Below are 26,869 nucleotides of genomic sequence, written 5' to 3' on the forward strand. Positions count from 1 at the left end.
TCGGTGGCCGACAGTAGGGTGTCTGACATGGCCGACCCCTCCAGCTACCGTCCGAAGCCGGGGCAGATCCCTGACTCCCCGGGCGTCTACCGCTTCCGCGACGACCACCGCCGGGTGATCTACGTCGGGAAGGCGAAAAGCCTGCGCCAGCGCCTCTCCAGCTACTTCCAGGACCTGGCCGGCCTCCACCCGCGCACCCGCACCATGGTCACCACCGCCTCCTCCGTGGAGTGGACGGTGGTCTCCACCGAGGTCGAGGCGCTCCAGCTGGAGTACACCTGGATCAAGGAGTTCGACCCCCGGTTCAACGTCAAGTACCGCGACGACAAGAGCTATCCGTACCTCGCGGTGACGATGAACGAGGAGTTCCCCCGCGTCCAGGTCATGCGCGGCCAGAAGAAGAAGGGCGTGCGGTACTTCGGCCCGTACGGCCACGCCTGGGCCATCCGCGACACCGTCGACCTGCTGCTGCGGGTCTTCCCCGTCCGCACCTGCTCGGCCGGCGTCTTCAAGAACGCCGCCCGCACCGGCCGCCCCTGCCTGCTGGGGTACATCGGCAAGTGCGCCGCCCCCTGCGTCGGCCGCATCAGCCCCGAGGACCACCGCGATCTGGCCGAGGAGTTCTGCGACTTCATGGCCGGCCGCACCGGCGCCTACCTGCGCCGCCTGGAGCGGCAGATGCAGGAGGCCGCCGAGGAGATGGAGTACGAGCGGGCCGGGCGCCTGCGCGACGACATCGAGGCGCTGCGCCGCGCCATGGAGAAGTCCGCCGTCGTCCTCGCCGACGCCACCGACGCCGACCTCATCGCCGTCGCCGAGGACGAACTGGAGGCGGCCGTCCAGATCTTCCACGTGCGCGGCGGCCGGGTTCGCGGCCAGCGCGGCTGGGTCACCGACAAGGTCGAGGCGGTCGACACCGCCGGCCTCGTCGGCCACGCCCTCCAGCAGCTCTACGGCGAGGAGCGCGGTGAAGGCGTCCCCAAGGAGGTCCTGGTCCCCGCCCTTCCCGAGAACACCGAGGCCGTCTCCCAGTGGCTCGGCGACCGGCGCGGCACCCAGGTCTCCCTGCGCATCCCGCAGCGCGGCGACAAGAAGTCCCTGATGGAGACGGTCCAGCGGAACGCCCAGCAGTCCCTGGTCCTGCACAAGACCAGACGCGCCTCCGACCTGACCACCCGCTCCCGCGCCCTGGAGGAGATCGCCGAGGCGCTGGAGCTGGAGAGCGCCCCGCTGCGCATCGAGTGCTACGACATCTCCCACTTCCAGGGCGACGACGTGGTGGCCTCGATGGTGGTCTTCGAGGACGGGCTGGCCCGCAAGAGCGAGTACCGCCGCTTCCAGATCAAGGGCCGGGCCGGCGACACCCAGCTCTGGCACGGCCAGGGCCAGGACGACGTCCGCTCGATGCACGAGGTGATCACCCGCCGTTTCCGCCGCTACCTGAGCGACCGGGAGCGCACCGGCGAGTGGACCGAGGAGCAGGACGCCACGGAGGGCGGTGAGGTCACCGCCTCCCTCACCGACGAGGACGGCCGCCCCAAGCGGTTCGCCTACCCGCCGCAGCTCGTCGTGGTCGACGGCGGCCAGCCCCAGGTCGCCGCCGCGCAGCGGGCCCTGGACGAACTGGGCATCGACGACATCGCCGTCTGCGGCCTCGCCAAGCGCCTGGAGGAGGTCTGGGTCCCCGGCCAGGACGACCCGGTCGTCCTGCCCCGCACCAGCGAGGGCCTCTACCTCCTCCAGCGCATCCGCGACGAGGCCCACCGCTTCGCCATCACCTACCAGCGGGCCAAGCGCTCCAAGCGCATCCGCACCAGCCCCCTCGACGACGTCCCCGGCCTCGGCGAGACCCGCAAGCAGGCCCTGGTCAAGTACTTCGGCTCGGTCCGCAAACTCCGCGCCGCCACCGTCGAGCAGATCTGCGAGGTCCCCGGCATAGGCCGCAAGACCGCCCTCGCCGTCGCCGCCACCCTGGCGCAGTCCGCTCCCTCGGTCGCGGTCAACACCGCCACCGGCGAGATCGTCGGGGACGACGACACCGACGAGTCACCGGAGAACAGGGAGGCTCCCGCGACTTCGGGGGAGAGCGACGGCCCGGACACCGGGGGCGGGACAGGCCCGTCCACTCCGGAGAGCCGGGGAGCGGACCGTCCGGCGACCGGCTCCGAGGGGGAACAGGACAGTCCGGCGGACGGCTCGGCCCAGGGGGACAGCCCCTCGGCGGAGCCCGTCGAGGGGGAGCCCGCCGGTTCCGGTGAGGCGGAGCCCGGCGCCGAGGGCCCGGGCGGGCCGCTCGCCGCCGGCCTCCCGCAGGACGAGCCCGCTCCGCAGGAGACCGCCCCGGCACCGCCCGCCCTGGGCCTGCCGCAGGACGGGCCCCGGTCGTACGGCGACGCGCTTCCGCTCGTCCACCCGGCCCCGTCGGCGCCCCAGCCGGGCGACGCGCGGACCGCGCGGGTGCCAGGGGAGGGGGACGCCGCGCCGATCCAGGGGGTGGCTCCGCAGCCCGCCCAGGGGGAAGCGGCCCCCGGCGGGGGCGTCGCGGCCGGGCCGGGTGGCAATTCCCCGGGCCCGCACCGCGCGGCCGGTTCCCCGGATGGCGGTGTGGCGGGACAGACTGGAGATCCGGAGGTGTCCGGCCCGGCCGAGCAGGAGAGGCCGGGCGACCGGACAGCACCGGACGGCGGGCCTGACCAGGCGCCGCCGCAGACCGCACCGAAGAACCGGGGGCAGCAGACATGACCGAGCACGACGGAGACGAGGCACAGGTGGGTACGGGCACGACCGGCGAGGCGGTGGAGGCCACCGAGACGGCCATCCCCGAGCTGGTGATCATCTCCGGGATGTCCGGCGCGGGGCGCAGCACCGCCGCCAAGTGCCTGGAGGACCTCGGCTGGTTCGTCGTGGACAACCTGCCGCCCGCCCTCATCCCCACCATGGTGGAGCTGGGCGCCCGCTCGCAGGGGAACGTCGCCCGGATCGCCGTCGTCGTGGACGTGCGCGGCCGCCGCTTCTTCGACAACCTCCGCGAGTCCCTCGCCGACCTCGACGTCAAGAACGTCACCCGGCGGATCGTCTTCCTGGAGTCCTCCGACGACGCGCTGGTGCGTCGCTTCGAGTCGGTGCGCCGCCCGCACCCCCTCCAGGGCGACGGCCGCATCGTCGACGGCATCGCCGCCGAGCGCGACCTGCTGCGCGAGCTGCGCGGCGACGCCGACCTGGTCATCGACACCTCCAGCCTCAACGTCCACGAGCTGCGCGCCAAGATGGACGCCCAGTTCGCGGGCGACGAGGAGCCCGAGCTGCGGGCCACGGTGATGTCCTTCGGCTACAAGTACGGCCTGCCCGTCGACGCCGACCTCGTCGTCGACTGCCGCTTCCTGCCCAACCCGCACTGGGTCCCCGAGCTGCGCCCCTTCACCGGCCTGAACGAAGAGGTGTCGAACTACGTCTTCAGCCGCCCCGGCGCCAAGGAGTTCCTGGACCAGTACACGGAGCTGCTCCAGCTGATCGCCCGCGGATACCGCCGCGAGGGCAAGCGGTACGTGACGATCGCCGTCGGGTGTACCGGCGGCAAGCACCGCTCCGTGGCCATGTCCGAGAAGCTCGCCTCGCGTCTCGCCTCCGAGGGCGTCGAGACCGTCGTCGTCCACCGCGACATGGGCCGGGAATGACCGGCCGCCCCTCGCGCCTGCGGCGGATGCGGCGGACCACCCCGCCCGCGGCACCTCTGGGGTGGACGCCCCGCCCGCGCCCCCGGGGCCGCGGCGCCCAGCCCAAGGTCGTCGCCCTCGGCGGCGGCATGGGGCTGTCCGCCTCGCTGACCGCGCTGCGCCGCATCACCGGGGACCTGACCGCCGTCGTCACCGTCGCCGACGACGGCGGCTCCAGCGGCCGTCTCCGCGACGAACTGGGCGTGCTGCCCCCGGGGGACCTGCGCAAGGCGCTGGCCGCGCTCTGCGGGGACGACGACTGGGGCCAGACCTGGTCCCGGGTGATCCAGCACCGCTTCCACTCCCGTGGCGACCTGCACGACCACGCCGTGGGCAACCTGCTGATCGTCGCCCTCTGGGAGCAGCTCGGCGACCACGTCCAGGCGCTGGACCTGGTCGGCACCCTGCTCGGCGCGCACGGCAGGGTGCTGCCCATGTCCGCCGTCCCCCTGGAGCTCCAGGCGCTGGTGCGGGGCCACGACCCGGCCCGCCCGGACGACGTGGACACGGTGCGCGGCCAGGCGACCGTGGCGCTGACCCCCGGCGAGGTCCAGTCGGTGCACCTGGTGCCGCACGACCCGCCGGCCGTGCCGGAGGCGGTCGAGGCGGTCCTCGACGCGGACTGGGTGGTGCTCGGTCCGGGCTCCTGGTTCTCCTCGGTCATCCCGCATCTTCTGGTGCCCGAACTGCTCGACGCGCTGCTCTCCACCAAGGCCCGCCGGGTCCTCTCGCTCAACCTCGCGCCGCAACCCGGAGAAACCGAGGGGTTCTCCCCGCAGCGTCATTTGGAGGTTTTGGCCCGACACGCCCCTAAACTCGCCCTGGACGTGGTGCTCGCCGACGAGGCGGCCGTGCCCGACCGTCTCTCCCTCGACGACGCCGCCCGGCGTCTGGGCGCGACGGTCGAGCTGGCGCCCGTGGCCCGCCCTGACGGCAGCCCCCGGCACGACCCGGAGCTGCTGGCGGCCGCGTACGACCGTATTTTCCGGATGCATGGAAGGATCGGCCCATGGCGATGACGGCAGCGGTGAAGGACGAGGTCTCCCGGCTTCCCGTCACCCGCACCTGTTGCAGGAAGGCGGAGGTCTCCGCGCTCCTGCGGTTCGCGGGTGGGCTGCACCTGGTGAGCGGCCGCATCGTGATCGAGGCGGAGCTGGACACGGCGATGGCCGCCCGGCGCCTCAAGCGGGACATCCTGGAGATCTTCGGACACAGTTCCGAACTGATCGTGATGGCCCCCGGCGGGCTGCGCCGGGGTTCGCGGTACGTGGTGCGGGTGGTGGCCGGCGGTGACCAGCTGGCCCGGCAGACGGGGCTGGTCGACGGCCGGGGCCGCCCGATCAGAGGGCTGCCGCCGCAGGTCGTCTCCGGCGCCACCTGCGACGCCGAGGCCGCCTGGCGGGGTGCCTTCCTCGCCCACGGCTCGCTCACCGAGCCCGGCCGCTCCTCCTCCCTGGAGGTCACCTGCCCCGGCCCGGAGGCGGCCCTCGCCCTGGTCGGCGCGGCCCGCAGGCTCTCCATCGCCGGCAAGGCCCGCGAGGTGCGCGGCGTGGACCGGGTCGTGGTCCGCGACGGCGACGCCATTGGCGCCCTGCTGACCCGCCTCGGCGCCCACGAGTCGGTCCTCGCCTGGGAGGAGCGGCGGATGCGGCGCGAGGTGCGCGCCACCGCCAACCGCCTGGCCAACTTCGACGACGCCAACCTCCGCCGCTCGGCGCGGGCCGCCGTCGCCGCCGGCGCCCGGGTCCAGCGCGCCCTGGAGATCCTGGGCGAGGAGGTCCCCGAGCACCTCGCCGCCGCCGGCCGGCTCCGCATGGAGCACAAGCAGGCGTCGCTGGAGGAGCTGGGCGCCCTCGCCGACCCGCCGCTCACCAAGGACGCCGTCGCCGGACGCATCCGGCGCCTGCTGGCCATGGCCGACAAGCGCGCCCAGGACCTGGGCATCGCCGGCACCGAGGCCGGTCTCAGCGAGGATCTGGCCGACCACCTCGTCGGCTGACGCACCCCCTGGTCAACGCGGGCGGCCCCGGCTCGCCCGTACGGATGAAGCACCGACCGGCCCCGCCTCCCGGACACGGGAGAGCGGGGCCGTTCCGGTCGCGGCCGGGGGCAACCGCGCGTACCCTGCGGCCGGTTGACGGAGCGTGACGAGAGGGCCGTGGCGGGGGTGCGCGGAACCGCCGTACCGGCTACCGGACAGTAGCGCCGGGGACGCCCCGGGCGGTCTCCTCCGATGTCACTCCCCGGGCCCCGGAGAGGTAGGGTCGGAGGCGGTCGGGGACATCCCATACAGCTCGCCGGCGTCGAAAACCGGCGTACCAACGAGGAGATCGGCTCGTGACGATCCGCGTAGGCATCAACGGCTTCGGCCGCATCGGTCGCAACTACTTCCGCGCGCTTCTGGACCAGGGCGCGGACATCGAGATCGTGGCTGTCAACGACCTGGGTGACACCGCGACCACCGCACACCTGCTGAAGTACGACACCATCCTCGGCAAGCTCTCCGAAGAGGTCTCGCACACCGAGGACACCATCACGGTCGGCGACAAGACCGTCAAGGTGCTCTCCGAGCGCAACCCGGCCGACATCCCCTGGGGTGAGCTGGGCGTCGACATCGTCATCGAGTCGACCGGCATCTTCACCAAGAAGGCCGACGCGGAGAAGCACCTCCAGGGCGGCGCCAAGAAGGTCATCATCTCGGCTCCGGCCAAGGATGAGGACATCACCATCGTGATGGGCGTCAACGAGGACAAGTACGACCCCGCCACCGACAACATCATCTCCAACGCCTCCTGCACCACCAACTGTGTGGCGCCGATGGCCAAGGTTCTGGATGAGAACTTCGGCATCGTCAAGGGCCTGATGACGACGGTGCACGCGTACACCAACGACCAGCGGATCCTGGACTTCCCGCACAAGGACCTGCGCCGCGCCCGCGCCGCCGCGGAGAACATCATCCCGACCACCACGGGCGCCGCCAAGGCCACCGCGCTGGTCCTGCCGCAGCTCAAGGGCAAGCTCGACGGCATCGCGATGCGCGTCCCGGTCCCCACCGGCTCCGTCACCGACCTGGTGGTCGAGCTGAAGCGCGAGGTCACCAGGGACGAGATCAACGCCGCGTTCGAGAAGGCGTCCCAGGAGGGGCAGCTGGCGGGCAAGCTCGTCTACACCGCCGACCCGATCGTCTCCTCGGACATCGTCTCGACCCCGGCCTCCTGCACCTTCGACTCGCTGCTGACCATGGCCGAGGGCACCACGGCCAAGATCATCGGCTGGTACGACAACGAGTGGGGCTACTCCAACCGCCTCGTCGACCTCACCGTCTTCGTGGGCGAGCGGCTCTGACCGCTCCCCGCACGGCAGGCAGCACCGCACGATGAGTGACAGGGTCCGGACCCGCGCGACGCAGCGCGGTCCGGGCCCTGTCGCACGCCGGACGCGCCCGCCCCACGACCATGCAGCACGAGAGCAGAGCCACGAGTCCAGGAGAGCAGTCATGAAGACGATCGACGAACTTCTCGCCGAGGGCGTGAGCGGCAAGCGGGTCTTCGTCCGCGCCGACCTCAACGTCCCCCTCGCCGACGGGCAGATCACCGACGACGGCCGTATCCGTGCCGTCCTGCCCACCGTCGAGGCCCTCACCGGCGCCGGCGCCAAGGTGATCGTCGCCTCGCACCTCGGCCGCCCCAAGGGCGCCCCCGACCCGGCCTTCTCGCTGCTGCCCGCGGCCGAGCGGCTCGGTGAACTCCTCGGCAAGCCGGTGGCGTTCGCCCAGGACACCGTCGGCCCCGCCGCCCACGCCGCCGTCGACGGGCTGGAGCCCGGCCAGGTCGCGGTCATCGAGAACCTCCGCTTCAACCCGGGCGAGACCAGCAAGGACGACGCCGAGCGCGCCACCTTCGCCGACGAACTCGCCGCGCTGGCCGACGTCTACGTGGGCGACGGCTTCGGCGCCGTGCACCGCAAGCACGCGTCCGTCTACGACCTCCCGGCCCGCCTGCCGCACTACGCCGGCTACCTCATCGCCACCGAGGTCGGCGTCCTCCAGAAGCTGACCGAGGAGGTCCAGCGCCCCTACGCGGTGGTCCTCGGCGGCGCCAAGGTCTCCGACAAGCTCGGCGTCATCGACAACCTGCTGGAGAAGGCCGACCGCATCCTGATCGGCGGCGGCATGGTCTTCACCTTCCTCAAGGCCAAGGGGTACGAGGTCGGTGCCTCGATGCTCCAGGAGGACCAGATCCCGGTCGTCCAGGAGTACCTGAAGCGCGCCGAGGAGAAGGGTGTGGAGTTCGTCCTCCCCGTCGACGTGGTCGTCTCCGGCGGCTTCCCCGACCTGAAGGCCAAGGAGCCCACCCACCCCGACACCGTCCCCGCCGACGCCATCCCCGCCGGTCAGGTGGGCCTGGACATCGGCCCCGCCACCGCGGAGCTGTACGCCGCCAAGCTCGCCGACGCCCGCACCATCTTCTGGAACGGGCCGATGGGGGTCTTCGAGCACCCCGACTACGCTGGCGGCACCCGGGCAGTGGCCCAGGCCCTGCTCGACTCCCCGGCCTTCACGGTCGTCGGCGGCGGCGACTCCGCCGCGGCCGTCCGGCTGCTGGGCTTCGACGAAAACGCATACGGACACATCTCGACCGGCGGCGGCGCCAGCCTCGAATACCTCGAGGGCAAGACGCTCCCCGGCCTCGCCGCACTGGAGGACTGAACCACCGTGACTGACACCCAGGGACGTACCCCGCTCATGGCGGGCAACTGGAAGATGAACCTCAACCACCTGGAGGCCATCGCCCACGTCCAGAAGCTGGCGTTCGCCCTGTCCGACAAGGACTACGACGCCGTCGAGGTCGCGGTCCTGCCGCCCTTCACCGACCTCCGGTCGGTCCAGACCCTGGTCGACGGCGACAAGCTCAAGATCAAGTACGGCGCCCAGGACATCTCGGCCCACGACTCCGGCGCCTACACCGGCGAGATCTCCGGCCCGATGCTGGCCAAGCTCAAGTGCACCTTCGTGGCCGTCGGCCACTCCGAGCGCCGCCAGTACCACAACGAGACCGACGAGCTGTGCAACGCCAAGGTGAAGGCCGCCTTCAAGTACGGCATCACCCCGATCCTCTGCGTCGGCGAGGGCCTCGACGTCCGCAAGGCCGGCGAGCAGGTCCCGCACACCCTCGCCCAGGTCGACGGCGGCCTCAAGGACGTCCCCGCCGAGCAGGCCGAGACGATCGTCATCGCCTACGAGCCGGTGTGGGCCATCGGCACCGGCGAGGTCGCCACCCCCGAGGACGCCCAGGAGGTCTGCGGGGCGATCCGCGGCCGCCTGGCCGAGCTGTACTCGCAGGAGCTGGCCGACAAGGTCCGCATCCAGTACGGCGGCTCCGTCAAGGGCGGCAACGTCGCGGCGATCATGGCCCAGCCCGACGTGGACGGCGCCCTGGTGGGCGGTGCCGCGCTGGACACGGACGAGTTCGTCAAGATCGTCCGCTTCCGCGACCAGTGAGCCCGCGCTTCCGCGACCAGTGAGTATGCGGTAGAGCGGAATCGTCGTACCCTTGCGGGGGCCGGGGGCACCCGGCCCCCGCAGTCCATCCAGTTCCGAGGAAGTTGGTCCAGCCGTGGTTATGGGGTTCTCGATCGCCCTGATCGTCTTCAGCCTGCTGCTGATGCTGCTGGTGCTGATGCACAAGGGAAAGGGCGGCGGCCTCTCCGACATGTTCGGTGGCGGCATGCAGTCCTCCGTGGGTGGCTCCTCGGTCGCCGAGCGGAACCTCGACCGGATCACGGTCGTCGTCAGCCTGCTCTGGTTCGCCTGCATCGTGGTGCTCGGCCTGCTGATGAAGCTGGACTGAGCCACCCGGCACCGTCGACGCCGGTCCCGATCCGGGCGTGCCGCCTATCATGAGGCGTGCGCCCGGCGGGTGCCGGGTCCGCGGAGCCCTCAACTCCGCTCCCTGGACCCCCGTCGCGGCATCCGTACACTGGTGCGCCCGCGGCGGAGCCGGTCACGCTTCGCGGCACCATCACGCAGGGAGTGACGACTGTGGCAAGTGGCAACGCGATCCGCGGCAGCCGGGTCGGAGCGGGGCCCATGGGGGAGGCCGAGCGGGGCGAGTCCGCACCGCGCCTGCGGCTCTCCTTCTGGTGCGCCAACGGACACGAGACCCAGCCGAGCTTCGCCAGCGACGCGCAGGTCCCCGACACCTGGGACTGCCCCCGCTGCGGCTTCCCCGCCGGCCAGGACCGGGACGACCCCCCGGCGCCGCCGCGCACCGAACCGTACAAGACGCACCTCGCCTACGTCCGTGAGCGGCGCTCCGACGCCGACGGGGAGGCGATCCTCGCCGAGGCCCTGGCCAAGCTCCGCGGCGAGATCTGAGCCGTCCGCCGTCCGGCCACCGGCCGTTGTCCCGGTGGCCGTCTCCCGGCCTCTCTGTGGCACCACCGCGAGCGCCCCGCCATCAATTAGGTTGGTGGGGCAGCGGGGCAAGCCCAGACGAGAGAAGGCGGAAAGTCACCGATGAACCCAGCAAGCCGAACCGGGCTGTCCCAGCGGCCGCAGTGGACCGCGCTCGCCGACCACCGCGCGGCGCTCGGCGAGGTGAGCCTGCGTCAGCTCTTCGCCGACGACCCGGACCGCGGTGAGCGGTACACCCTCCGCGTCGGCGACCTGCACATCGACTACTCCAAGCAGCTCGTCACCGACGAGACGCTGACGCTGCTGCGGGAGCTGGCCGAGGTCACCGACGTGGCCGGGTGGCGCGACGCGATGTACCGCGGCGAGCGCATCAACACCACCGAGAACCGCGCCGTCCTGCACACCGCGCTCCGCGCCCCGCGCGGCGCCGTCGTCGAGGACGGCGGCCCCGGCGGCCCGAACGTCGTCCCCGAGGTCCACCAGGTCCTCGACCGCATGGCCGACTTCGCCGGCCAGGTGCGCTCCGGCGCGTGGACCGGCGCCACCGGACGCCCGCTGCGCAACATCGTCAACATCGGCATCGGCGGCTCCGACCTCGGCCCCGCCATGGCCTACGAGGTGCTGCGCGCCTTCTCCGACCGCGACCTGACGGTGCGTTTCGTCTCCAACGTCGACGGCGCCGACCTCTACGAGTCGGTCCGCGACCTCGACCCGGCCGAGACGCTCTTCATCGTCGCCTCCAAGACCTTCACCACCATCGAGACCGTCACCAACGCGACCTCGGCCCGCCGCTGGCTCCTCGACGGCCTCGGCGCCGGCCCCGAGGCCGTCGCCCGGCACTTCGTGGCGCTCTCCACCAACGCCGAGAAGGTCGCCGAGTTCGGCATCGACCCGGCCAACATGTTCGAGTTCTGGGACTGGGTCGGCGGCCGCTACTCCTACGACTCGGCCATCGGCCTCTCGCTGATGATCGCCATCGGCCCCGAGCGGTTCCGCGAGATGCTCGACGGCTTCCACCTGGTCGACGAGCACTTCCGCACCGCGCCCCCCGAGGAGAACGTGCCGCTGCTGCTCGGCCTCCTCGGCATCTGGTACGGCAACTTCCACGACGCCCAGTCGCACGTGGTGCTGCCCTACTCGCACTACCTCTCCCGCTTCGCCGCCTACCTCCAGCAGCTCGACATGGAGTCCAACGGCAAGCGCGTCCAGCGCGACGGCGAACCCGTCGCCTGGCAGACCGGTCCGGTGGTCTGGGGCACGCCGGGCACCAACGGGCAGCATGCCTACTACCAGTTGCTCCACCAGGGCACCAAGCTGATCCCCGCCGACTTCATCGGCTTCGCCCGGCCCGTCGAGGAGCTGCCGGACGGCCTCGCCGCCCAGCACGACCTGCTGATGGCCAACTTCTTCGCCCAGACCCAGGCGCTGGCCTTCGGCAAGACCGCCGAGGAGGTCCGCGCCGAGGGCGTCCCCGAGGAACTGGTGCCGCACCGCACCTTCCCCGGCAACCGGCCCACCACCACCATCCTCGCCGACGAGCTGACCCCCTCGGTCCTCGGCCAGCTCGTCGCCCTCTACGAGCACAAGGTGTTCGTGCAGGGCGCCGTCTGGGGCATCGACTCCTTCGACCAGTGGGGCGTGGAGCTCGGCAAGGTCCTCGCCAAGGAGGTCGAGCCGCTGCTGACCGCCAAGGACGGCGAGCGCTCCACCGACTCCCTGGACAGCTCCACCGCCGCCCTCGTCGCCCGCTACCGCGTGCTGCGGGGCCGCTGACCTCCGTCCGTACGCGCCAGGGCCCGGCCTCCCCGAGGGGAAGCCGGGCCCTGGCGCCGCGTAGTTCGGCCTGGCTCAGGCGGACGCCTGCGGGTACAGCTCGCGCGGCAGCTGCGAGGCGGCCGCGCCGTCCAGCAGCCACAGCGTCCGCGACCAGCCGTACGCGCCGGCCGCCGGAGCCTGGATCTCCCCGGCGCCGGAGAGGGCGATGGCCGCGGCGTCGGCCTTGTCCTCGCCCGCCGCCAGCAGCCACACCTCGCGGGCCGCGCGGATCGCCGGGAGCGTCAGCGTGATCCGGGTCGGCGGCGGCTTGGGCGCGCCGTGCACCGCGACCACCGTGCGCTCCGTCTCGCGCACCGCCGGCAGCTCCGGGAAGAGCGAGGCCACGTGGGTGTCCGGGCCGACGCCGAGCATCAGCACGTCGAAGTCGGGCACCCGGCCGTGGTCGTGGTGCCCGGCCGAAGCGGCCAGCTCGGCGGCGTACGCCTCGGCGGCCGCCTCCGGGTCGTCGCCCCAGGGTCCGTCCGAGGCCGGCATCGGGTGGACCCGGTCCGGGTCGAGCGGGACGGCGTCGAGCAGGGCCGCGCGGGCCTGGGTGACGTTCCGCTCGGGGTCGCCCTCGGGCAGGAACCGCTCGTCGCCCCACCACAGGTCGACCCGGCGCCAGTCCACCGCGTCCCGCGCCGGGGAGGCGGCGAGCGCGGCGAGCAGGCCGTTGCCGTTGCGGCCGCCGGTGAGGACCAGCGAGGCGTGGCCGCGCGCCGCCTGGGCGTCGACCACGTGCGTGATCAGCCGGGCGGCGGCCGCCTCGGCCATCAGCTCCTTGTCCCGGTGGACCACCAGCTGCGGGGTACGGGTCACTTGGCGCCCTTCTTCGCGGCGGTCGCCTTGGTCGTCCGCTTCACCGGCGCGTCCTTGTGGCCCTCCGCCCGGTGCGGGGCGTCGGGCGTGTCCGCGACCCGGGGCACCTCGTGCTCGTCCAGGCGCTCCACCCCGTACCGCAGGGCGGCCGCGTAGGTGTCGTCCGGGTCGAGGCGGCGCAGCTCCTCGGCGATCAGCTCGGCGGTCTCGCGGCGCTTGAGGGCGACCGCCCGCTTCGGCTGGCCCTCGATGGAGAGGGTGGCCAGCGCCCCGTCGGCCCGGTCCAGGACGATCGGGCCGCAGTCGGTCTCCATCCGTACCCCGGTCAGCCCGGGGCCCGGGGAGGCCTTGCGGGCCACCGGCACCTGGAGCCGCTCGGCGAGCCACATGGCGAGCAGCTCGCAGCTCGGGTTGAACTCCTCGCCCTCCACCTCGACGGCGGTGACCTGGCAGACCACCTGGTCGAGCGCGGCGGCCAGCATCGAGCGCCACGGGGTGATCCGCGTCCACGCCAGGTCGGTGTCGCCCGGCGTGTAGGAGGCGGCCCGCTCGGCCAGCTCCTTGATGGGCTGCTCGGCGGCGTAGGTGTCGGTGACCCGGCGCTGGGCGAGGGCGCCCAGCGCGTCCTTGGCCGGGTCCAGCGGACCGTTCACCGGCCACCAGGCGACGACCGGGGCGTCGGGCAGCAGCAGCGGCAGCACCACCGACTGGGCGTGGTCGACGATCTCGCCGTAGAGCCGCAGGATGACCGTCTCGCCGGTGGAGGCGTCGGCGCCCACCCGGATCTCGGCGTCGAGCCGCGAGGTGGTGCGGTTGCGCGGGGAGCGCGAGACCCGCTTGATGACGACCAGGGTGCGCGAGGGGTGCTCGCGCGACGCCTCGTTGGCCGACTTCAGCGCGTCGTAGGCGTTCTCCTCGTCGGTGACGATGACCAGGGTCAGCACCATGCCGACGGCGGGGGTGCCGATCGCCCGGCGCCCCTGCACCAGCGCCTTGTTGATCTTGCTGGAGGTGGTGTCCGTCAGATCGATCTTCATGGCCGGCGCCAGCTCCGTCCGTCTCGTGCGAGCATCTCGTCCGCCTCCTTGGGGCCCCAGCTGCCGGCCGGGTACTGCGCCGGCTTGCCGTGGGTGTCCCAGTACTCCTCGATCGGGTCGAGGATGCGCCAGGAGAGTTCGACCTCCTCGGTGCGCGGGAAGAGGTTGGCGTCGCCGAGCAGCACGTCGAGGATGAGCCGCTCGTACGCCTCGGGGCTGGACTCGGTGAAGGACTCGCCGTAGGCGAAGTCCATCGACACGTCCCGGACCTCCATCGAGGTGCCGGGCACCTTCGAGCCGAACCGCACCGTCACGCCCTCGTCCGGCTGGACCCGGATGACCAGGGCGTTGTGGCCCAGCTCCTCCGTGGTCGTGGTGTCGAACGGGGAGTGCGGGGCGCGCTGGAAGACCACCGCGATCTCGGTGACCCGGCGGCCCAGCCGCTTGCCGGTCCGCAGGTAGAAGGGGACGCCCGCCCAGCGGCGGTTGTCGACCTCCAGCTTCACGGCGGCGTAGGTGTCGGTCTTGGAGCGGGGGTTGATCCCCTCCTCCTCCAGATAGCCGACGGCCTTCTCGCCGCCCTGCCAGCCCGCCGAGTACTGCGCGCGGACCGTGTCCTTGCCCAGGTCCTCGGGGAGCCGGACGGCGCCGAGGACCTTGGCCTTCTCCGCCACCAGCGCGTTGGCCTCGAAGGAGGCGGGCTCCTCCATGGCGGTCAGCGCCATCAGCTGGAGCAGGTGGTTCTGGATGACGTCGCGGGCGGCGCCGATGCCGTCGTAGTAGCCGGCCCGGCCGCCGATGCCGATGTCCTCCGCCATGGTGATCTGCACGTGGTCGACGTACGACCGGTTCCACAGCGGCTCGAACATGGTGTTGGCGAAGCGGAGCGCCAGGATGTTCTGGACGGTCTCCTTGCCGAGGTAGTGGTCGATCCGGAACACCTGGTCCGGGGCGAACACCTCGTGCACGATCTCGTTGAGCTCGCGGGCCGAGGCCAGGTCGTGGCCGAACGGCTTCTCGATGACGGCGCGGCGCCACGAGCCCTCGGGGGCGTCGGCCAGGCCGTGCTTCTTGAGCTGCTGGACGACCTTGGGGAAGAACTTCGGCGGGACGGAGAGGTAGAAGGCGAAGTTGCCGCCCGTGCCCTGCTCCTTGTCCAGCTCCTCCATGGTCGCCTTGAGGGTCTCGAACGACTCGTCGTCGTCGAAGGTGCCCTGGACGAACCGCATGCCCTGGGCCAGCTGCTGCCAGACCTCCTCGCGGAAGGGCGTGCGGGCGTACTCCTTGACGGCGTCGTGGACGACCTCGGCGAAGTCCTGGTCCTGCCACTCGCGCCGGGCGAACCCGATCAGGGAGAAGCCCGGGGGCAGGAGGCCGCGGTTGGCCAGGTCGTAGACGGCCGGCATCAGCTTCTTGCGGGACAGGTCGCCGGTGACGCCGAAGATGACCAGGCCCGACGGCCCCGCGATACGCGGGAGCCGTCGGTCCGCGGCGTCACGAAGCGGGTTCGCTCCGTGCAGTGCGGTCAAGGGGATCAGCCCTCCGAGGAGGCGAGCCGGTCCAGCTCGGCCTTGGTCGAGGTGAGGAGGTCCTTCCAGGACGCCTCGAACTTGTCGACGCCCTCGTCCTCCAGGAGCTGGACGACCTCGTCGTACCCGATGCCCAGCTTCGCCACGGCGTCGAGCACGGCCTGCGCCGACTCGTACGTGCCCGAGACGGCGTCGCCGGTGATCTCGGCGTGGTCGGCGGCGGCCTCCAGGGTCGCCTCCGGCATCGTGTTGACGGTGCCCGGCGCGACCAGGTCGTCGACGTACATCGTGTCCTTGTACGCCGGGTCCTTGACGCCGGTCGAGGCCCAGAGCGGGCGCTGCCGGTTGGCGTGCGCCTTCTCCAGCTCGGCCCAGCGGGCGGAGGCCGGGGTGGTGCCGTCGAGCGAGCCGAAGACCTTCTCGTACGCCTGGTAGGCGAGACGGGCGTTGGCCAGGGCCGAACGGCCCTTCAGCGCCTTGGCCTCGTCGGTGCCGATCGCGTCGAGCCGCTTGTCGATCTCGGAGTCGACGCGCGAGACGAAGAAGGACGCCACCGAGTGGATCTTCGAGAGGTCCAGGCCCGCGGCCTTCGCCTTCTCCAGACCGGCCAGGTAGGCGTCCATCACCTCGCGGTAGCGCTCCAGCGAGAAGATCAGCGTGACGTTGACGCTGATGCCCTTGCCGATCACCTCGGTGATGGCGGGCAGCCCGGCGCGGGTGGCGGGGATCTTCACCAGCGTGTTCGGCCGGTCCACCAGCCACGCCAGCTGCTTGGCCTCGGCGACGGTGGCCTTGGTGTTGTGCGCCAGCAGCGGGTCGACCTCGATCGACACCCGGCCGTCCTGGCCGTCGGTGGCGTCGAAGACCGGCCGCAGGATGTCGGCGGCGTCGCGGACGTCGGCGGTGGTGATCATGCGGACGGCCTCGTCGACCGAGACCTCCCGCGCGGCGAGGTCGGCGAGCTGCGACTCGTAGCCGTCGCCCTGCGAGATCGCCTTCTGGAAGATCGACGGGTTGGTGGTGACCCCGACGACGTTGCTCTCGTCGATGAGCTCGGCGAGGTTGCCGGACGTGATGCGCTTGCGCGACAGGTCGTCCAGCCAGATCGCCACGCCCTCGTCCGAGAGGCGCTTCAGTGCGTCTGCCATGGAAAAAACATCTCCTACAGCTACAGAGTGGTATGCCGTCGTCAGCGCTGAGCGGCGGCGAGGGATTCCCGGGCGGCCTCGGCGACCGCGTCCGCGGTGAAGCCGAACTCGCGGAACAGCACCTTCGCGTCCGCCGAGGCACCGAAGTGCTCCAGCGAGACGATCCGGCCGGCGTCGCCCACGAAGCGGTACCAGGTCAGGCCGATGCCGGCCTCGACCGCCACCCGTGCGCGCACGGCACGCGGCAGCACCGACTCGCGGTACGCCTCGTCCTGCTCCTCGAACCACTCGACACACGGCACGGAGACCACCCGGGTGGGCACGCCGGCCGCCTGGAGCTGCTCGCGGGCGCCCACGGCCAGCTGCACCTCGGAGCCGGTGCCGATCAGGATGACCTGCGGCTCGCCGCCCTCGGCCTCCGCGAGGACGTAGCCGCCACGGGCCGCGTTCTCGTTGAGCTCGTAGGTCGGCACACCCTGACGGGTCAGCGCCAGACCGTGCGGGGCACCCTTGCCGTACACCTTGGTCCACCGGCGCATGATCTCCCGCCAGGCGACGACCGTCTCGTTGGCGTCGGCCGGGCGGACCAGGTTGAGGCCCGGGATGGCGCGCAGGGCGGCCAGGTGCTCCACCGGCTGGTGGGTCGGGCCGTCCTCGCCGAGGCCGATCGAGTCGTGCGTCCAGACGTAGGTCACCGGCAGGTGCATCAGCGCGGAGAGGCGCACCGCGTTGCGCATGTAGTCGGAGAAGACCAGGAACGTGCCGCCGTAGATACGGGTGTTGCCGTGGAGCTGGATGCCGTTCATCTCGGCGGCCATCGCGTGCTCACGGATGCCGAAGTGGATGGTTCGGCCGTACGGGTCGGCCTCCGGCAGCGGGTTGCCCGCGGGCAGGAACGACGAGGTCTTGTCGATCGTCGTGTTGTTCGAGCCGGCCAGGTCGGCGGAGCCGCCCCACAGCTCGGGCACGACCGCGCCGAGCGCCTGGAGGATCTTGCCGGAGGCGGCACGGGTGGCGACGGCCTTGCCGGTCTCGAAGACCGGCAGCGCGTCCTCCCAGCCCTCGGGCAGCTCACCGGCGGCGACGCGGTCGAAGAGCGCGGCGTGCTCGGGACTGGCGGTGCGCCAGGCGGCGTACCCCTTCTCCCACTCGGCGCGCAGCTCGCGGCCGCGGTCCAGGGCGCCACGGGTGTACGCGAGGACCTCGTCGGAGACCTCGAAGCTCTTCTCCGGGTCGAAGCCGAGGACGCGCTTGGTCGCGGCGACCTCGTCGTCGCCGAGCGCCGAGCCGTGCGCGGCCTCGGTGTTCTGCGCGTTCGGGGCCGGCCAGGCGATGATCGAGCGCATCGCGATGAAGGAGGGACGCCCGGTCTCCGCCTTCGCCGCCTCGATCGCCTCGTACAGGGCGGCCGGGTCCAGGTCGCCGTTCTCCTTGGGCGCCACCCGCTGCACGTGCCAGCCGTACGCCTCGTACCGCTTGAGGGTGTCCTCGGAGACGGCCGTCTCGGTGTCGCCCTCGATCGAGATGTGGTTGTCGTCCCACAGCATGATCAGGTTGCCGAGCTTCTGGTGCCCGGCGGTGGAGGAGGCCTCGGCGGAGATGCCCTCCTGGAGGCAGCCGTCACCGGCGATGCAGTAGATGTGGTGGTCGAACGGGGAGGTGCCCTCGGCCGCCTCCGGGTCGAACAGCCCGCGCTCGTACCGCGCGGCCATGGCCATGCCCACCGCGTTGGCCACACCCTGCCCGAGCGGGCCGGTGGTGGTCTCCACGCCGGTGGTGTGGCCGTACTCCGGGTGCCCGGGGGTCTTCGAGCCCCAGGTGCGGAAGGCCTTCAGGTCGTCCAGCTCCAGGCCGAAGCCGGCCAGGTAGAGCTGGATGTAGAGGGTCAGGGACGAGTGGCCCACGGAGAGGACGAAGCGGTCGCGCCCTGTCCAGTTGGCGTCCGCCGGGTCGTGCCGCATCACCTTCTGGAAGAGGGTGTACGCGGCCGGCGCGAGGCTCATGGCCGTACCGGGATGGCCGTTGCCGACCTTCTGTACGGCGTCTGCGGCCAGGACGCGGACGGTGTCGACGGCCCGCTGGTCCTCTGCGGTCCACTCGAAGTCTGTGGTGGTCGGCTTGGTGCTCACCCTGGGTCAGGGCTCCTCTCCACATGTCGAACGCCGGTGACGTCGGGACACCGGACGCGGTCGAGCCTACCGGTGACGGAAGGTGCTGATCCTTCCGTCGGCCACCGCCGACGCCCCGCCCTCGGCACCAGCCTGCCGGGGCCCGGCGCCGCGCGCCTGCCGGGCGCCGCCGGCGCGCGCCCCGCCCGGGCCCGGACGAACACGTTCCGTCAACCGGGTGGTGTCCGCGGCCCCGTACGGGCGCCCGCCGGACACGCTCCGTGCACCGGGGGCGGGCGCCAACACGACGGACCCCCCGCGAGGGGCGGGGGACAGCAACGTCTAAAGTGACCAGGAAGGCGCGAGTCCTGACCGGTCCTCCACGACCGGTGACTTGCTGGAAATGTCTCTGTCAGGGGTGTGCGTGACGGCCGTTGAATCCCGTCCTGCGGGAGCGCTCGGGTCCAGCCCAGGCCATCGGCCGTTCGGGGCCCGCGCCAAGGCATTCGTGGCGATGACCAAGCCGCGGATCATCGAACTGCTCCTCATCACCACCGTGCCGGTGATGTTCCTCGCCGAGCAGGGGGTCCCCTCGCTGTCGCTGGTCCTGGTGACCTGCCTCGGCGGCTACCTCTCGGCGGGCGGCGCCAACGCCCTGAACATGTACATCGACCGGGACATCGACGCCCTGATGGAGCGGACCTCGCAGCGTCCGCTGGTCACCGGCATGATCAGCCCCCGCGAGGGCCTGGTCTTCGGCCTCGCGCTCGCGGTGATCTCGACGCTCTGGTTCGGCCTGCTGGTCAACTGGCTCTCCGCCTGGCTCTCGCTCGGCGCCCTCCTCTTCTACGTGGTCGTCTACACGATGATCCTGAAGCGGCGCACCGCGCAGAACATCGTCTGGGGCGGCATCGCCGGGTGCATGCCGGTCCTCATCGGCTGGTCGGCGGTGACCAACACGGTCTCCTGGGCCGCCGTCATCCTCTTCCTCGTCATCTTCTTCTGGACGCCGCCGCACTACTGGCCGCTGTCGATGAAGGTCAAGGAGGACTACGCCCGGGTCGGCGTGCCGATGCTCCCGGTGATCGCCTCCAACCGGGTGGTCGCCCGGCAGATCGTGATCTACAGCTGGGTCATGGTCGGCGTCTCGCTGCTGCTCCAGCCGCTCGGCTACACCGGCTGGTTCTACACCGCGGTCGCGCTGGTCACCGGCGGCTGGTGGCTCTGGGAGGCGCACGGTCTGCAGAACCGCGCCCGGCAGGGCACGACCGGCGCCAAGCTCAAGGAGATGCGCCTCTTCCACTGGTCCATCACCTACGTCTCCCTGCTCTTCGTCGCGGTCGCCGTCGACCCGTTCCTGCGCTGACCGCCCGCGCGGCACCAGCTCCCAGCACCCTCGCCGACGGGCGGGGCGCGTGGCCAAGGCCACCCGCCCCGCCCGTCGCCGCTTGATCTACCGCTCGGTAGCATCTGGCCATGGCCAACACACAGCAGGACGACACCAAGCCGAACACCCGCGACGCGCGCCGCGCGGCCAAGGCCGCCAAGTCCATCACCGCCTTCGCCGCGGCCCACGGCGGCGCCGAGGCGCAGTTCGCCCACCTCGGCGAGAAGGGCGCCCGCATCGTCCTCGTCTGCGGCGACGGCGCCTGGGGCGACGTGGTGGTGGACAGCATGGAGGTGGCCCGCGCCGCCACCGAGAAGGCCGGCGTCACCGTCCACGACGAGTTCAGCGGCGAGTTCGCCGCCAAGGTCGTCACCGGCCCGTACGAGTGGTGCCGGATGGCCGGCATCCAGATCGGCAGCCCCAGCCACCCGCGCCCCGGCCGCTCCGCCGCCTGACGGCGAGGGCCCGCCCCGCTCCCGGGGCGGGCCGGGCGACACCTGACGCCCCCTCCGCCCGTTAGGCACCGCGGCAGCGCCGCGCCGACGGGGGGAACCCATGACCGACACACCGCCGCTCCTGGTGGCCGACACGCCGAACCTGGTCGACCAGTACTGCCACGGACTCGTCCGGGAGGAACTGGGGCTGGCCACCTTCGAGGCCCGGCTGGGGCGCGGCAGCCCCGCCCAGGGGACCACCTTCTTCGACAGCCGCACCGGCTTCGCCGTACGCCGCTGGTGCCCGCCCCTGCTCGGCCTGGACCCCCACTGCCCGCCCGCGGCCTATCTGGCCCGCCGCCGTGAGCTGGGCTTCCTGGAGTCCGGCCGGCGGCTGCTGCGGGCCGGCGGGATCGCCGCCCACCTGGTGGACACCGGAACCGCCGAGGAGCTGACCGGACCGCCGGAACTGGCGGCCACGGGCGGGACGGTGGCGCGCGAGGTGGTGCGCCTGGAACACCTCGCCGAACAGGTGGCCGACACCTCCGGCACCGCCGAGGCCTTCCTCGCCAACCTCTCCGAGGCGGTGCACGCCGTCTCCGCCACCGCCGCCGCCTTCACCTGCCTCGACGGGCCCGGCGAGGACGCCGCGAGCGCGGGCGCCCCGCCCGGGCCCGGCGCCGTACGGGCCGCCGCCGTCACCTGGCTGGCCGGGCGGGCGGCGGGGGGCAGGCTCGCCGAACCGGTGCTCCTCGCCCATCTGTGCTGGGTCGCGCTGACCACCGGCCGGCCGCTCCAGCTGCACGCGCGGCCCGGTCCGCGCAGGGCCGCCGCGCTCACCGCCTTCGCCGAGGCCACGGCCGGGCTCGGCACCGACGTGGTCCTGCTGGGCGGCGGCGGGCCGCACGACCACACCGCGCGGCTCGCCGCCCTCCACCCGCACGTCTACGCGGGGATCGGCCCGGTCGACCCGTACGGCGGGCCGCCGGTGCGGGACGCGCTCGCCGGCGCGCTGGAGCGGGCGCCCTTCGGCAAGCTGATGTACGCCAGCGGCGCGGGCGGCCTGCCGGAGCTGCACGTGGTCGCCGCCCGCGAGTTCCACCAGGCGCTCGACGAGGTGATCGGCGGCAAGATCGCCCAGGGCGCCTGGTCCGCGCGGGACGGCCGCCGGGTCGCCCGGATGATCGCCGCCGAGAACGCCCGGCGCGTCTACGGGCTCGGCTGACGGAGCCCGGACACGACGGCGCCCCCGCTCCCACGGACGGGGAACGGGGGCGCCGGGGCCAGGTTCAGCGGGCCGCCGCGACCGGGTTCTCCGGCTGGGCCGGGACCTGCCCGGGCGTGGCGTACGGGCGCTCGCGCAAGGCGAGCAGGAGGCGTACGACCCCGATCCAGACCAGGCACGAGCCCAGCATGTGCAGGCCGACCAGGATCTCCGGCAGGTCGGTGAGGTACTGGACGTAGCCGATGGCGCCCTGGAGGAGCAGGATCACGAAGAACTCGCGGGTGCGGGCCAGCGGGCCGGCGGGCGCGTCGACCGCCTTGAGGACGAACCAGAGGGCGAAGGCCAGCGCCACCACGACCCAGGCCAGCACCGCGTGCACGCGGCTGACCATCTCCCAGTCGAGCGGCATCCGGGGGACGTCGCTGGAGTCGCCCGCGTGCGGTCCCGCACCGGTCACCACGGTGCCCACCGCGATCAGCAGGGCCGTCACCGCGACCATCACCTGGACCAGCTGGCGCAGCGGCTTGCCGACCAGCGGCCGGGCCGGCTCGTCGCCCTCCCTGGTCCGCTGCCACATCACGGTCGCCAGCGCGATCAGCGCGGTGGAGAGCAGGAAGTGGGCGGCGACGGTGTACGGGTTGAGGCCGACCAGGACGACGATGCCGCCGAGAATCGCGTTGCCCATGACGACCCAGAACTGCGCCCAGCCGAGCCGGGTGAGGGCGCGGCGCCGGGGCTTGGCCGACCGGGCGGCGATGATGGCCCAGCCGACGGCGGCGCAGAGCACGTAGGTCAGCATCCGGTTGCCGAACTCGATGGCGCCGTGCAGCCCCATCTCGCGCGTGGAGGTCAGCGAGTCCTCGGTGCACTTGGGCCAGGTCGGGCAGCCCAGGCCCGAGCCGGTCAGGCGGACGGCGCCGCCGGTGACCACGATGACCACCGCCATCACGAGCGCGGTGAGCGCCGCCCGGCGGACGATCCCGGGGGACGGGGTCCACCGGGCGGCGATGAAGGCGAGCGGGTTGCGTGCGGCCTCGACGGCGGTGGCACGGGTCTTCTCAGGCACGGAGGACATGCTAGGCCGAAGCTTGTGCACGGTTTCACTTGGGGTGCCCGGCGGGTCGGCGGCTCACTCCCAGCGGAAGAAGCGCCCCGCCGCCGCCAGCGCGGCCACCGCCCACACCGCGAGGATGCCCACCTGGGCGAGGGGCAGCCCCGCACCGTCCTGGAGGACGGCCCGCAGCCCCTCGGAGAGCGCCGAGATCGGCAGCCATCCGAGTGCCGCGCCCACCGCGTCGGGGAACTTCGACAGCGGCACGACCACCCCGCCGCCGACCAGCAGCAGCAGGAAGACCAGGTTGGCGGCGGCCAGCGTCGCCTCCGCCTTCAGCGTGCCCGCCATCAGCAGACCGAGCCCGGAGAAGGCGGCCGTACCGAGTGCCAGCAGCAGGAGCACGGCGAGCGGGTTGCCGTGCGGGGACCAGCCGAGCGCCAGCGCGATCACCGCCAGCAGCACCACCTGGAGCACCTCGGTCACCAGCACCGCCAGCGTCTTCGAGGTCATCAGCGCCCAGCGGGGCAGCGGCGAGGCGCCGAGCCGCTTGAGGACGCCGTAGCGGCGCTCGAAGCCGGTGGCGATGGCCTGGCCGGTGAAGGCGGTCGACATCACCGCCAGCGCGAGGATGCCCGGGGCGAGGAAGTCGACCGGCTCGCCGTCGCCGGTGTCGACGACGTCCACCGTCGAGAAGAGCACCAGGAGCAGCGACGGGATGATCACGGTGAGCAGCAGCTGCTCGCCGTTGCGCAGCAGCAGCCTGGTCTCGAAGGCCGCCTGGGCGGCGATCATGCGGCCCACCGGCGCCGCCCCGGGCTTCGGGGCGTAGGTACCGGTCCTCATGCGCGCAGCTCCTTGCCGGTCAGTTCGAGGAAGACGTCCTCCAGGGTGTGCCGCTCCACCGAGAGCTGGTCGGGCATGACCCCGTGCTGGGCGCACCAGGAGGTGACGGTGGCCAGCAGCTGAGGGTCGACGGTGCCGGTCAGCCGGTACGAGCCGGGGGCCAGCTCGACGGCGGCGGTCTCCGCGGGCAGCGCCTTCAGCAGCGAGGCCAGGTCCAGGCCGGAGCGGCCGGTGAAGCGCAGGGTGTTCTCGGCGCCGCCCCGGCACAGCTCCTCGGGGCTGCCCTGGGCCACGACACGCCCGGCGTCGATGATCGCCACGTCGTCGGCGAGCTGTTCGGCCTCGTCCATCGCATGGGTGGTCAGCACCACGCTGACGCCGTCGGCGCGCAGCTCGCGCACCAGCTCCCAGGTGGAGCGGCGGGCCTGCGGGTCGAGCCCGGCGGTCGGCTCGTCGAGGAAGACCAGTTCGGGGCGGCCCACCACGGCCATGGCGAGGGCGAGCCGCTGCTGCTGCCCGCCGGAGAGGCGCCGGTAGGTGGTGCGGCCGCAGGAACCGAGGCCGAGGCGCTCGATCAGCGCGTCCACGTCCAGCGGGTGGGCGTGCAGCTTCGCCATGTGGCGGAGCATCTCGTCGGCGCGTGCGCCGGAGTAGACACCACCCGACTGGAGCATCACGCCGATCCTCGGGCGCAGCGCGGCCGCCTCGCGGACCGGGTCGAGGCCGAGCACCCGCACGGTGCCGGCGTCGGGCCTGCGGTACCCCTCGCAGGTCTCGACCGTGGTGGTCTTGCCGGCGCCGTTGGGGCCGAGGACGGCGGTGACGCCGGCCCGGGCGGTGAGGTCGAGGCCGTCGACGGCCGTCTTGGTGCCGTACCGCTTGATCAGGCCCCGCACCTGGAGAACGGGCTCCGGCGGGGTGGGCCGGGGGATCTCGCCCGGTGGGGTGCTGCGCATACCGGAGAGTCTAGGGACGGGCCGCCGCACACCGGCACGTGGGCCGGGGCGCCCGGGGCCCGGGAGGCCCCTGGGGCCACTACCACAGCACGGCCGGTTAGGTAACCCTAAGTGATCGAAACCACCCTGAGGCTGCCACCTGGGCGGTTGTCGCGTCCGGACGAATTACGCAACAATGGCGTTGTGAAAAAGGCTGGCGAGGCTCCGCAGGAGGAACTCGCGACCGGTGAGCGGTCCACCCGCAACCGTGTCGCGCGCTCCATCCTGGACCACGGCCCCTCGACGGTCGCCGCCCTCGCGAAGCGGCTCGGGCTCACCCAGGCCGCCGTCCGCAGGCACCTCGACGCCCTCGGCACCGACGGCGTCGTCGAACCTCGCGAACAGCGCGTCTACGGCGCCCGGACCAGGGGCAGGCCCGCCAAGGTCTTCGCTCTCACCGACTGCGGACGCGACGCCTTCGACCAGTCCTACGACTCCCTCGCCGTCGACGCGCTGCGCTGGATCGCGGAGACGGCCGGACCCGACGCGGTCGCCGCTTTCGCCCGCGCCCGGGTCGCCGCCCAGGCGGAGCAGTACCGCGCCGCCATGGACGAGGCGGACCCGGCGGACCGCGCCCACGCGCTGGCGAAGGCGCTGAGCGCCGACGGGTACGCTGCTACGGCGCGTAGCGCCCCCGAGCCGCAGCAGGGCGAACAGCTCTGTCAGCACCACTGCCCGGTCGCGCACGTGGCCGAGCAGTTCCCACAGCTCTGCGAGGCGGAGACCGAGGTCTTCTCCCAGCTCCTGGGCACCCACGTCCAGCGCCTCGCGACCATCGCGCACGGAGACGGCGTCTGCACGACGTTCATCCCGCGCGCCACCCCGCAGACCACGGCACATCAGCCCACCGACACATCAGCAAGCACGGCCGGGAGGAACCCCGCATGACGCTCCCCACGGAGACTGCCCACCCCGAACTCGAGGGCCTGGGTACGTACGAGTACGGCTGGGCCGACTCCGACGCGGCCGGAGCCTCCGCCCGGCGTGGCATCGGCGAGGACGTCGTCCGCGATATCTCGTCCAAGAAGGACGAGCCGGAGTGGATGACCAAGCTCCGCCTCAAGGGCCTGAAGCTCTTCGGCAAGAAGCCCATGCCGAACTGGGGCTCGGACCTCTCCGGCATCGACTTCGACAACATCAAGTACTTCGTGCGGTCCACCGAGAAGCAGGCCGAGTCCTGGGAGGACCTGCCGGAGGACATCAAGAACACGTACGACAAGCTCGGCATCCCCGAGGCGGAGAAGCAGCGCCTCGTCGCCGGCGTCGCCGCGCAGTACGAGTCGGAGGTCGTCTACCACCAGATCCGCGAGGACCTGGAGGAGCAGGGCGTCATCTTCCTCGACACCGACACCGCGCTGAAGGAGCACCCGGAGCTCTTCCAGGAGTACTTCGGCACCGTCATCCCCGCCGGTGACAACAAGTTCGCCGCGCTCAACACGGCCGTGTGGTCCGGCGGCTCCTTCATCTACGTGCCGAAGGGCGTGCACGTCGAGATCCCGCTCCAGGCCTACTTCCGGATCAACACCGAGAACATGGGCCAGTTCGAGCGGACGCTGATCATCGTCGACGAGGACGCCTACGTCCACTACGTCGAGGGCTGCACCGCGCCGATCTACAAGACCGACTCGCTGCACTCCGCGGTCGTCGAGATCATCGTCAAGAAGGGCGGCCGCTGCCGCTACACGACCATCCAGAACTGGTCGAACAACGTCTACAACCTGGTCACCAAGCGCGCCGTGGCGTACGAGGGCGCGACCATGGAGTGGATCGACGGCAACATCGGTTCCAAGGTCACCATGAAGTACCCGGCCGTCTACCTGATGGGCGAGCACGCCAAGGGCGAGACCCTCTCCATCGCCTTCGCCGGCGAGGGCCAGCACCAGGACGCGGGCGCCAAAATGGTCCACATGGCCCCCAACACCTCCTCCAACATCGTCTCCAAGTCGGTGGCGCGAGGCGGCGGCCGCACCTCCTACCGCGGTCTCATCGAGATCGGCGAGGGTGCCCCGGGCGCCAAGTCGAACGTCCTGTGCGACGCGCTGCTGGTCGACACCATCTCCCGCTCGGACACCTACCCCTACGTGGACGTCCGCGAGGACGACGTGTCCATGGGCCACGAGGCGACCGTCTCCAAGGTCTCCGAGGACCAGCTCTTCTACCTGATGAGCCGCGGCCTCACCGAGTTCGAGGCGATGGCGATGATCGTGCGCGGCTTCGTCGAGCCGATCGCCAAGGAACTCCCCATGGAGTACGCCCTCGAGCTCAACCGGCTGATCGAGCTCCAGATGGAAGGCTCCGTCGGCTGACGCCGAGCCCGCAGCACACGAAGTCCTCCGGCTCGGTTCGC

23 protein-coding genes are annotated in these 26,869 nt (G+C 72.1%); 15 read left to right on the forward strand and 8 right to left on the reverse strand.

Translation table 11 applies throughout. The features are described from left to right. Positions 1-27 precede the first annotated feature (27 nt). The 10 genes from uvrC (at position 28) to pgi (ending at position 11,901) form a co-directional block, all read left to right on the forward strand. Complete coding sequence (uvrC, locus tag IF45_RS0118175; protein WP_030308401.1) at positions 28-2,742, forward strand: excinuclease ABC subunit UvrC; 2,715 nt, start codon at positions 28-30, stop codon at positions 2,740-2,742. Beyond that, the gene (gene rapZ, locus IF45_RS0118180) at positions 2,739-3,674 is read left to right on the forward strand and encodes an RNase adapter RapZ (RefSeq protein ID WP_003947464.1); all 936 of its coding nucleotides are present in this window, start codon (positions 2,739-2,741) and stop codon (positions 3,672-3,674) included. The genes uvrC and rapZ overlap by 4 nt, the downstream gene beginning before the upstream one ends. Beyond that, a complete protein-coding gene (locus tag IF45_RS0118185; protein WP_003947463.1) occupies positions 3,671-4,732 on the forward strand; it encodes a gluconeogenesis factor YvcK family protein in 1,062 nt (353 codons plus the stop codon). Before rapZ ends, IF45_RS0118185 begins: the two co-directional genes overlap by 4 nt. Next, a complete protein-coding gene (whiA, locus tag IF45_RS0118190; RefSeq protein WP_003947462.1) occupies positions 4,723-5,712 on the forward strand; it encodes a DNA-binding protein WhiA in 990 nt (329 codons plus the stop codon). Before IF45_RS0118185 ends, whiA begins: the two co-directional genes overlap by 10 nt. A gap of 338 nt (positions 5,713-6,050) precedes the next feature. Continuing rightward, on the forward strand, positions 6,051-7,058 hold the full coding sequence (gene gap, locus IF45_RS0118195) for a type I glyceraldehyde-3-phosphate dehydrogenase (RefSeq protein WP_003947461.1): 1,008 nt from the start codon (positions 6,051-6,053) through the stop codon (positions 7,056-7,058). Between the two features lie 151 nt (positions 7,059-7,209). Then, positions 7,210-8,421, forward strand: a complete 1,212-nt coding sequence (locus IF45_RS0118200; RefSeq protein ID WP_030308403.1) for a phosphoglycerate kinase — start codon at positions 7,210-7,212, stop codon at positions 8,419-8,421. Positions 8,422-8,457: 36 nt separating this feature from the next. Beyond that, positions 8,458-9,213, forward strand: a complete 756-nt coding sequence (tpiA, locus tag IF45_RS0118205) for a triose-phosphate isomerase (RefSeq protein WP_010637073.1) — start codon at positions 8,458-8,460, stop codon at positions 9,211-9,213. Positions 9,214-9,334: 121 nt separating this feature from the next. Then, positions 9,335-9,562 carry a preprotein translocase subunit SecG gene (secG, locus tag IF45_RS0118210; RefSeq protein ID WP_008406068.1) on the forward strand — a complete coding sequence of 76 codons (228 nt, stop codon included), beginning with the start codon at positions 9,335-9,337 and terminating at the stop codon, positions 9,560-9,562. 191 nt (positions 9,563-9,753) lie between these two features. After that, positions 9,754-10,089: an RNA polymerase-binding protein RbpA gene (locus IF45_RS0118215; protein WP_003947458.1), complete on the forward strand. Its 336-nt coding sequence runs from the start codon at positions 9,754-9,756 to the stop codon at positions 10,087-10,089. A 141-nt stretch (positions 10,090-10,230) separates the two neighbouring features. Further along, entirely contained in the window at positions 10,231-11,901 is a 1,671-nt protein-coding gene (gene pgi, locus IF45_RS0118220) for a glucose-6-phosphate isomerase (RefSeq protein WP_030308406.1), read from the forward strand. A gap of 75 nt (positions 11,902-11,976) precedes the next feature. On the opposite strand, the gene pgl is transcribed toward pgi, so the two are convergent. Genes pgl through tkt form a run of 5 tightly spaced genes read right to left on the reverse strand, consistent with a single transcriptional unit; the run spans position 11,977 to position 18,605 of the window. Beyond that, complete coding sequence (pgl, locus tag IF45_RS0118225; RefSeq protein WP_003947456.1) at positions 11,977-12,762, reverse strand: 6-phosphogluconolactonase; 786 nt, start codon at positions 12,760-12,762, stop codon at positions 11,977-11,979. Next, positions 12,759-13,799, reverse strand: coding sequence for a glucose-6-phosphate dehydrogenase assembly protein OpcA (gene opcA / locus IF45_RS0118230; RefSeq protein WP_030308408.1), 1,041 nt, complete (start codon positions 13,797-13,799; stop codon positions 12,759-12,761). The genes pgl and opcA overlap by 4 nt, the downstream gene beginning before the upstream one ends. Beyond that, a complete protein-coding gene (gene zwf, locus IF45_RS0118235; RefSeq protein WP_003947454.1) occupies positions 13,796-15,319 on the reverse strand; it encodes a glucose-6-phosphate dehydrogenase in 1,524 nt (507 codons plus the stop codon). The genes opcA and zwf overlap by 4 nt, the downstream gene beginning before the upstream one ends. A 14-nt stretch (positions 15,320-15,333) precedes the next feature. Further along, positions 15,334-16,476, reverse strand: a complete 1,143-nt coding sequence (gene tal / locus IF45_RS0118240) for a transaldolase (RefSeq protein WP_003947453.1) — start codon at positions 16,474-16,476, stop codon at positions 15,334-15,336. Between the two features lie 41 nt (positions 16,477-16,517). Beyond that, positions 16,518-18,605 (reverse strand): transketolase, encoded by a 2,088-nt coding sequence (tkt, locus tag IF45_RS0118245; RefSeq protein WP_003947452.1) that lies wholly within the window; start codon positions 18,603-18,605, stop codon positions 16,518-16,520. Positions 18,606-18,987: 382 nt separating this feature from the next. Between tkt and IF45_RS0118250 the strand changes: the two genes are divergently transcribed. From IF45_RS0118250 to IF45_RS0118260, 3 genes are all read left to right on the forward strand, one after another. Next, positions 18,988-19,950 (forward strand): heme o synthase, encoded by a 963-nt coding sequence (locus IF45_RS0118250; protein WP_003947450.1) that lies wholly within the window; start codon positions 18,988-18,990, stop codon positions 19,948-19,950. 110 nt (positions 19,951-20,060) lie between these two features. After that, complete coding sequence (locus IF45_RS0118255; RefSeq protein ID WP_008406083.1) at positions 20,061-20,426, forward strand: hypothetical protein; 366 nt, start codon at positions 20,061-20,063, stop codon at positions 20,424-20,426. Positions 20,427-20,526: 100 nt separating this feature from the next. Then, on the forward strand, positions 20,527-21,630 hold the full coding sequence (locus tag IF45_RS0118260; protein ID WP_030308412.1) for an amidohydrolase family protein: 1,104 nt from the start codon (positions 20,527-20,529) through the stop codon (positions 21,628-21,630). A 64-nt stretch (positions 21,631-21,694) separates the two neighbouring features. On the opposite strand, the gene IF45_RS0118265 is transcribed toward IF45_RS0118260, so the two are convergent. Genes IF45_RS0118265 through IF45_RS0118275 form a run of 3 tightly spaced genes read right to left on the reverse strand, consistent with a single transcriptional unit; the run spans position 21,695 to position 24,483 of the window. Then, complete coding sequence (locus IF45_RS0118265) at positions 21,695-22,705, reverse strand: COX15/CtaA family protein (protein WP_010637059.1); 1,011 nt, start codon at positions 22,703-22,705, stop codon at positions 21,695-21,697. Between the two features lie 54 nt (positions 22,706-22,759). Beyond that, on the reverse strand, positions 22,760-23,527 hold the full coding sequence (locus tag IF45_RS0118270; protein WP_008406089.1) for an ABC transporter permease: 768 nt from the start codon (positions 23,525-23,527) through the stop codon (positions 22,760-22,762). Continuing rightward, positions 23,524-24,483, reverse strand: coding sequence for an ABC transporter ATP-binding protein (locus tag IF45_RS0118275; RefSeq protein ID WP_003947444.1), 960 nt, complete (start codon positions 24,481-24,483; stop codon positions 23,524-23,526). The genes IF45_RS0118270 and IF45_RS0118275 overlap by 4 nt, the downstream gene beginning before the upstream one ends. A gap of 183 nt (positions 24,484-24,666) precedes the next feature. Between IF45_RS0118275 and IF45_RS0118280 the strand changes: the two genes are divergently transcribed. Beyond that, complete coding sequence (locus IF45_RS0118280; RefSeq protein ID WP_003947443.1) at positions 24,667-25,410, forward strand: helix-turn-helix transcriptional regulator; 744 nt, start codon at positions 24,667-24,669, stop codon at positions 25,408-25,410. Then, complete coding sequence (gene sufB / locus IF45_RS0118285; RefSeq protein ID WP_003947442.1) at positions 25,407-26,828, forward strand: Fe-S cluster assembly protein SufB; 1,422 nt, start codon at positions 25,407-25,409, stop codon at positions 26,826-26,828. Before IF45_RS0118280 ends, sufB begins: the two co-directional genes overlap by 4 nt. Positions 26,829-26,869 lie beyond the last annotated feature (41 nt).

This window comes from Streptomyces albidoflavus, from assembly GCF_000719955.1.
GTDB classification, from domain to species: domain Bacteria; phylum Actinomycetota; class Actinomycetes; order Streptomycetales; family Streptomycetaceae; genus Streptomyces; species Streptomyces albidoflavus.

Excerpts from the sequence above, each read along its gene's own strand:
- IF45_RS0118185 (WP_003947463.1), top strand. The coding sequence starts at position 3,671 with ATGACCGGCCGCCCCTCGCGCCTGCGGCGGATGCGGCGGACCACCCCG.
- IF45_RS0118265 (WP_010637059.1), bottom strand. The coding sequence starts at position 22,705 with ATGTCCTCCGTGCCTGAGAAGACCCGTGCCACCGCCGTCGAGGCCGCA.
- IF45_RS0118200 (WP_030308403.1), top strand. The coding sequence starts at position 7,210 with ATGAAGACGATCGACGAACTTCTCGCCGAGGGCGTGAGCGGCAAGCGG.
- IF45_RS0118270 (WP_008406089.1), bottom strand. The coding sequence starts at position 23,527 with ATGAGGACCGGTACCTACGCCCCGAAGCCCGGGGCGGCGCCGGTGGGC.
- IF45_RS0118250 (WP_003947450.1), top strand. The coding sequence starts at position 18,988 with ATGTCTCTGTCAGGGGTGTGCGTGACGGCCGTTGAATCCCGTCCTGCG.
- opcA (WP_030308408.1), bottom strand. The coding sequence starts at position 13,799 with ATGAAGATCGATCTGACGGACACCACCTCCAGCAAGATCAACAAGGCG.
- IF45_RS0118260 (WP_030308412.1), top strand. The coding sequence starts at position 20,527 with ATGACCGACACACCGCCGCTCCTGGTGGCCGACACGCCGAACCTGGTC.
- uvrC (WP_030308401.1), top strand. The coding sequence starts at position 28 with ATGGCCGACCCCTCCAGCTACCGTCCGAAGCCGGGGCAGATCCCTGAC.
- rapZ (WP_003947464.1), top strand. The coding sequence starts at position 2,739 with ATGACCGAGCACGACGGAGACGAGGCACAGGTGGGTACGGGCACGACC.
- IF45_RS0118275 (WP_003947444.1), bottom strand. The coding sequence starts at position 24,483 with ATGCGCAGCACCCCACCGGGCGAGATCCCCCGGCCCACCCCGCCGGAG.
- pgi (WP_030308406.1), top strand. The coding sequence starts at position 10,231 with ATGAACCCAGCAAGCCGAACCGGGCTGTCCCAGCGGCCGCAGTGGACC.
- tpiA (WP_010637073.1), top strand. The coding sequence starts at position 8,458 with ATGGCGGGCAACTGGAAGATGAACCTCAACCACCTGGAGGCCATCGCC.
- sufB (WP_003947442.1), top strand. The coding sequence starts at position 25,407 with ATGACGCTCCCCACGGAGACTGCCCACCCCGAACTCGAGGGCCTGGGT.
- whiA (WP_003947462.1), top strand. The coding sequence starts at position 4,723 with ATGGCGATGACGGCAGCGGTGAAGGACGAGGTCTCCCGGCTTCCCGTC.
- secG (WP_008406068.1), top strand. The coding sequence starts at position 9,335 with ATGGGGTTCTCGATCGCCCTGATCGTCTTCAGCCTGCTGCTGATGCTG.
- tal (WP_003947453.1), bottom strand. The coding sequence starts at position 16,476 with ATGGCAGACGCACTGAAGCGCCTCTCGGACGAGGGCGTGGCGATCTGG.
- IF45_RS0118255 (WP_008406083.1), top strand. The coding sequence starts at position 20,061 with ATGGCCAACACACAGCAGGACGACACCAAGCCGAACACCCGCGACGCG.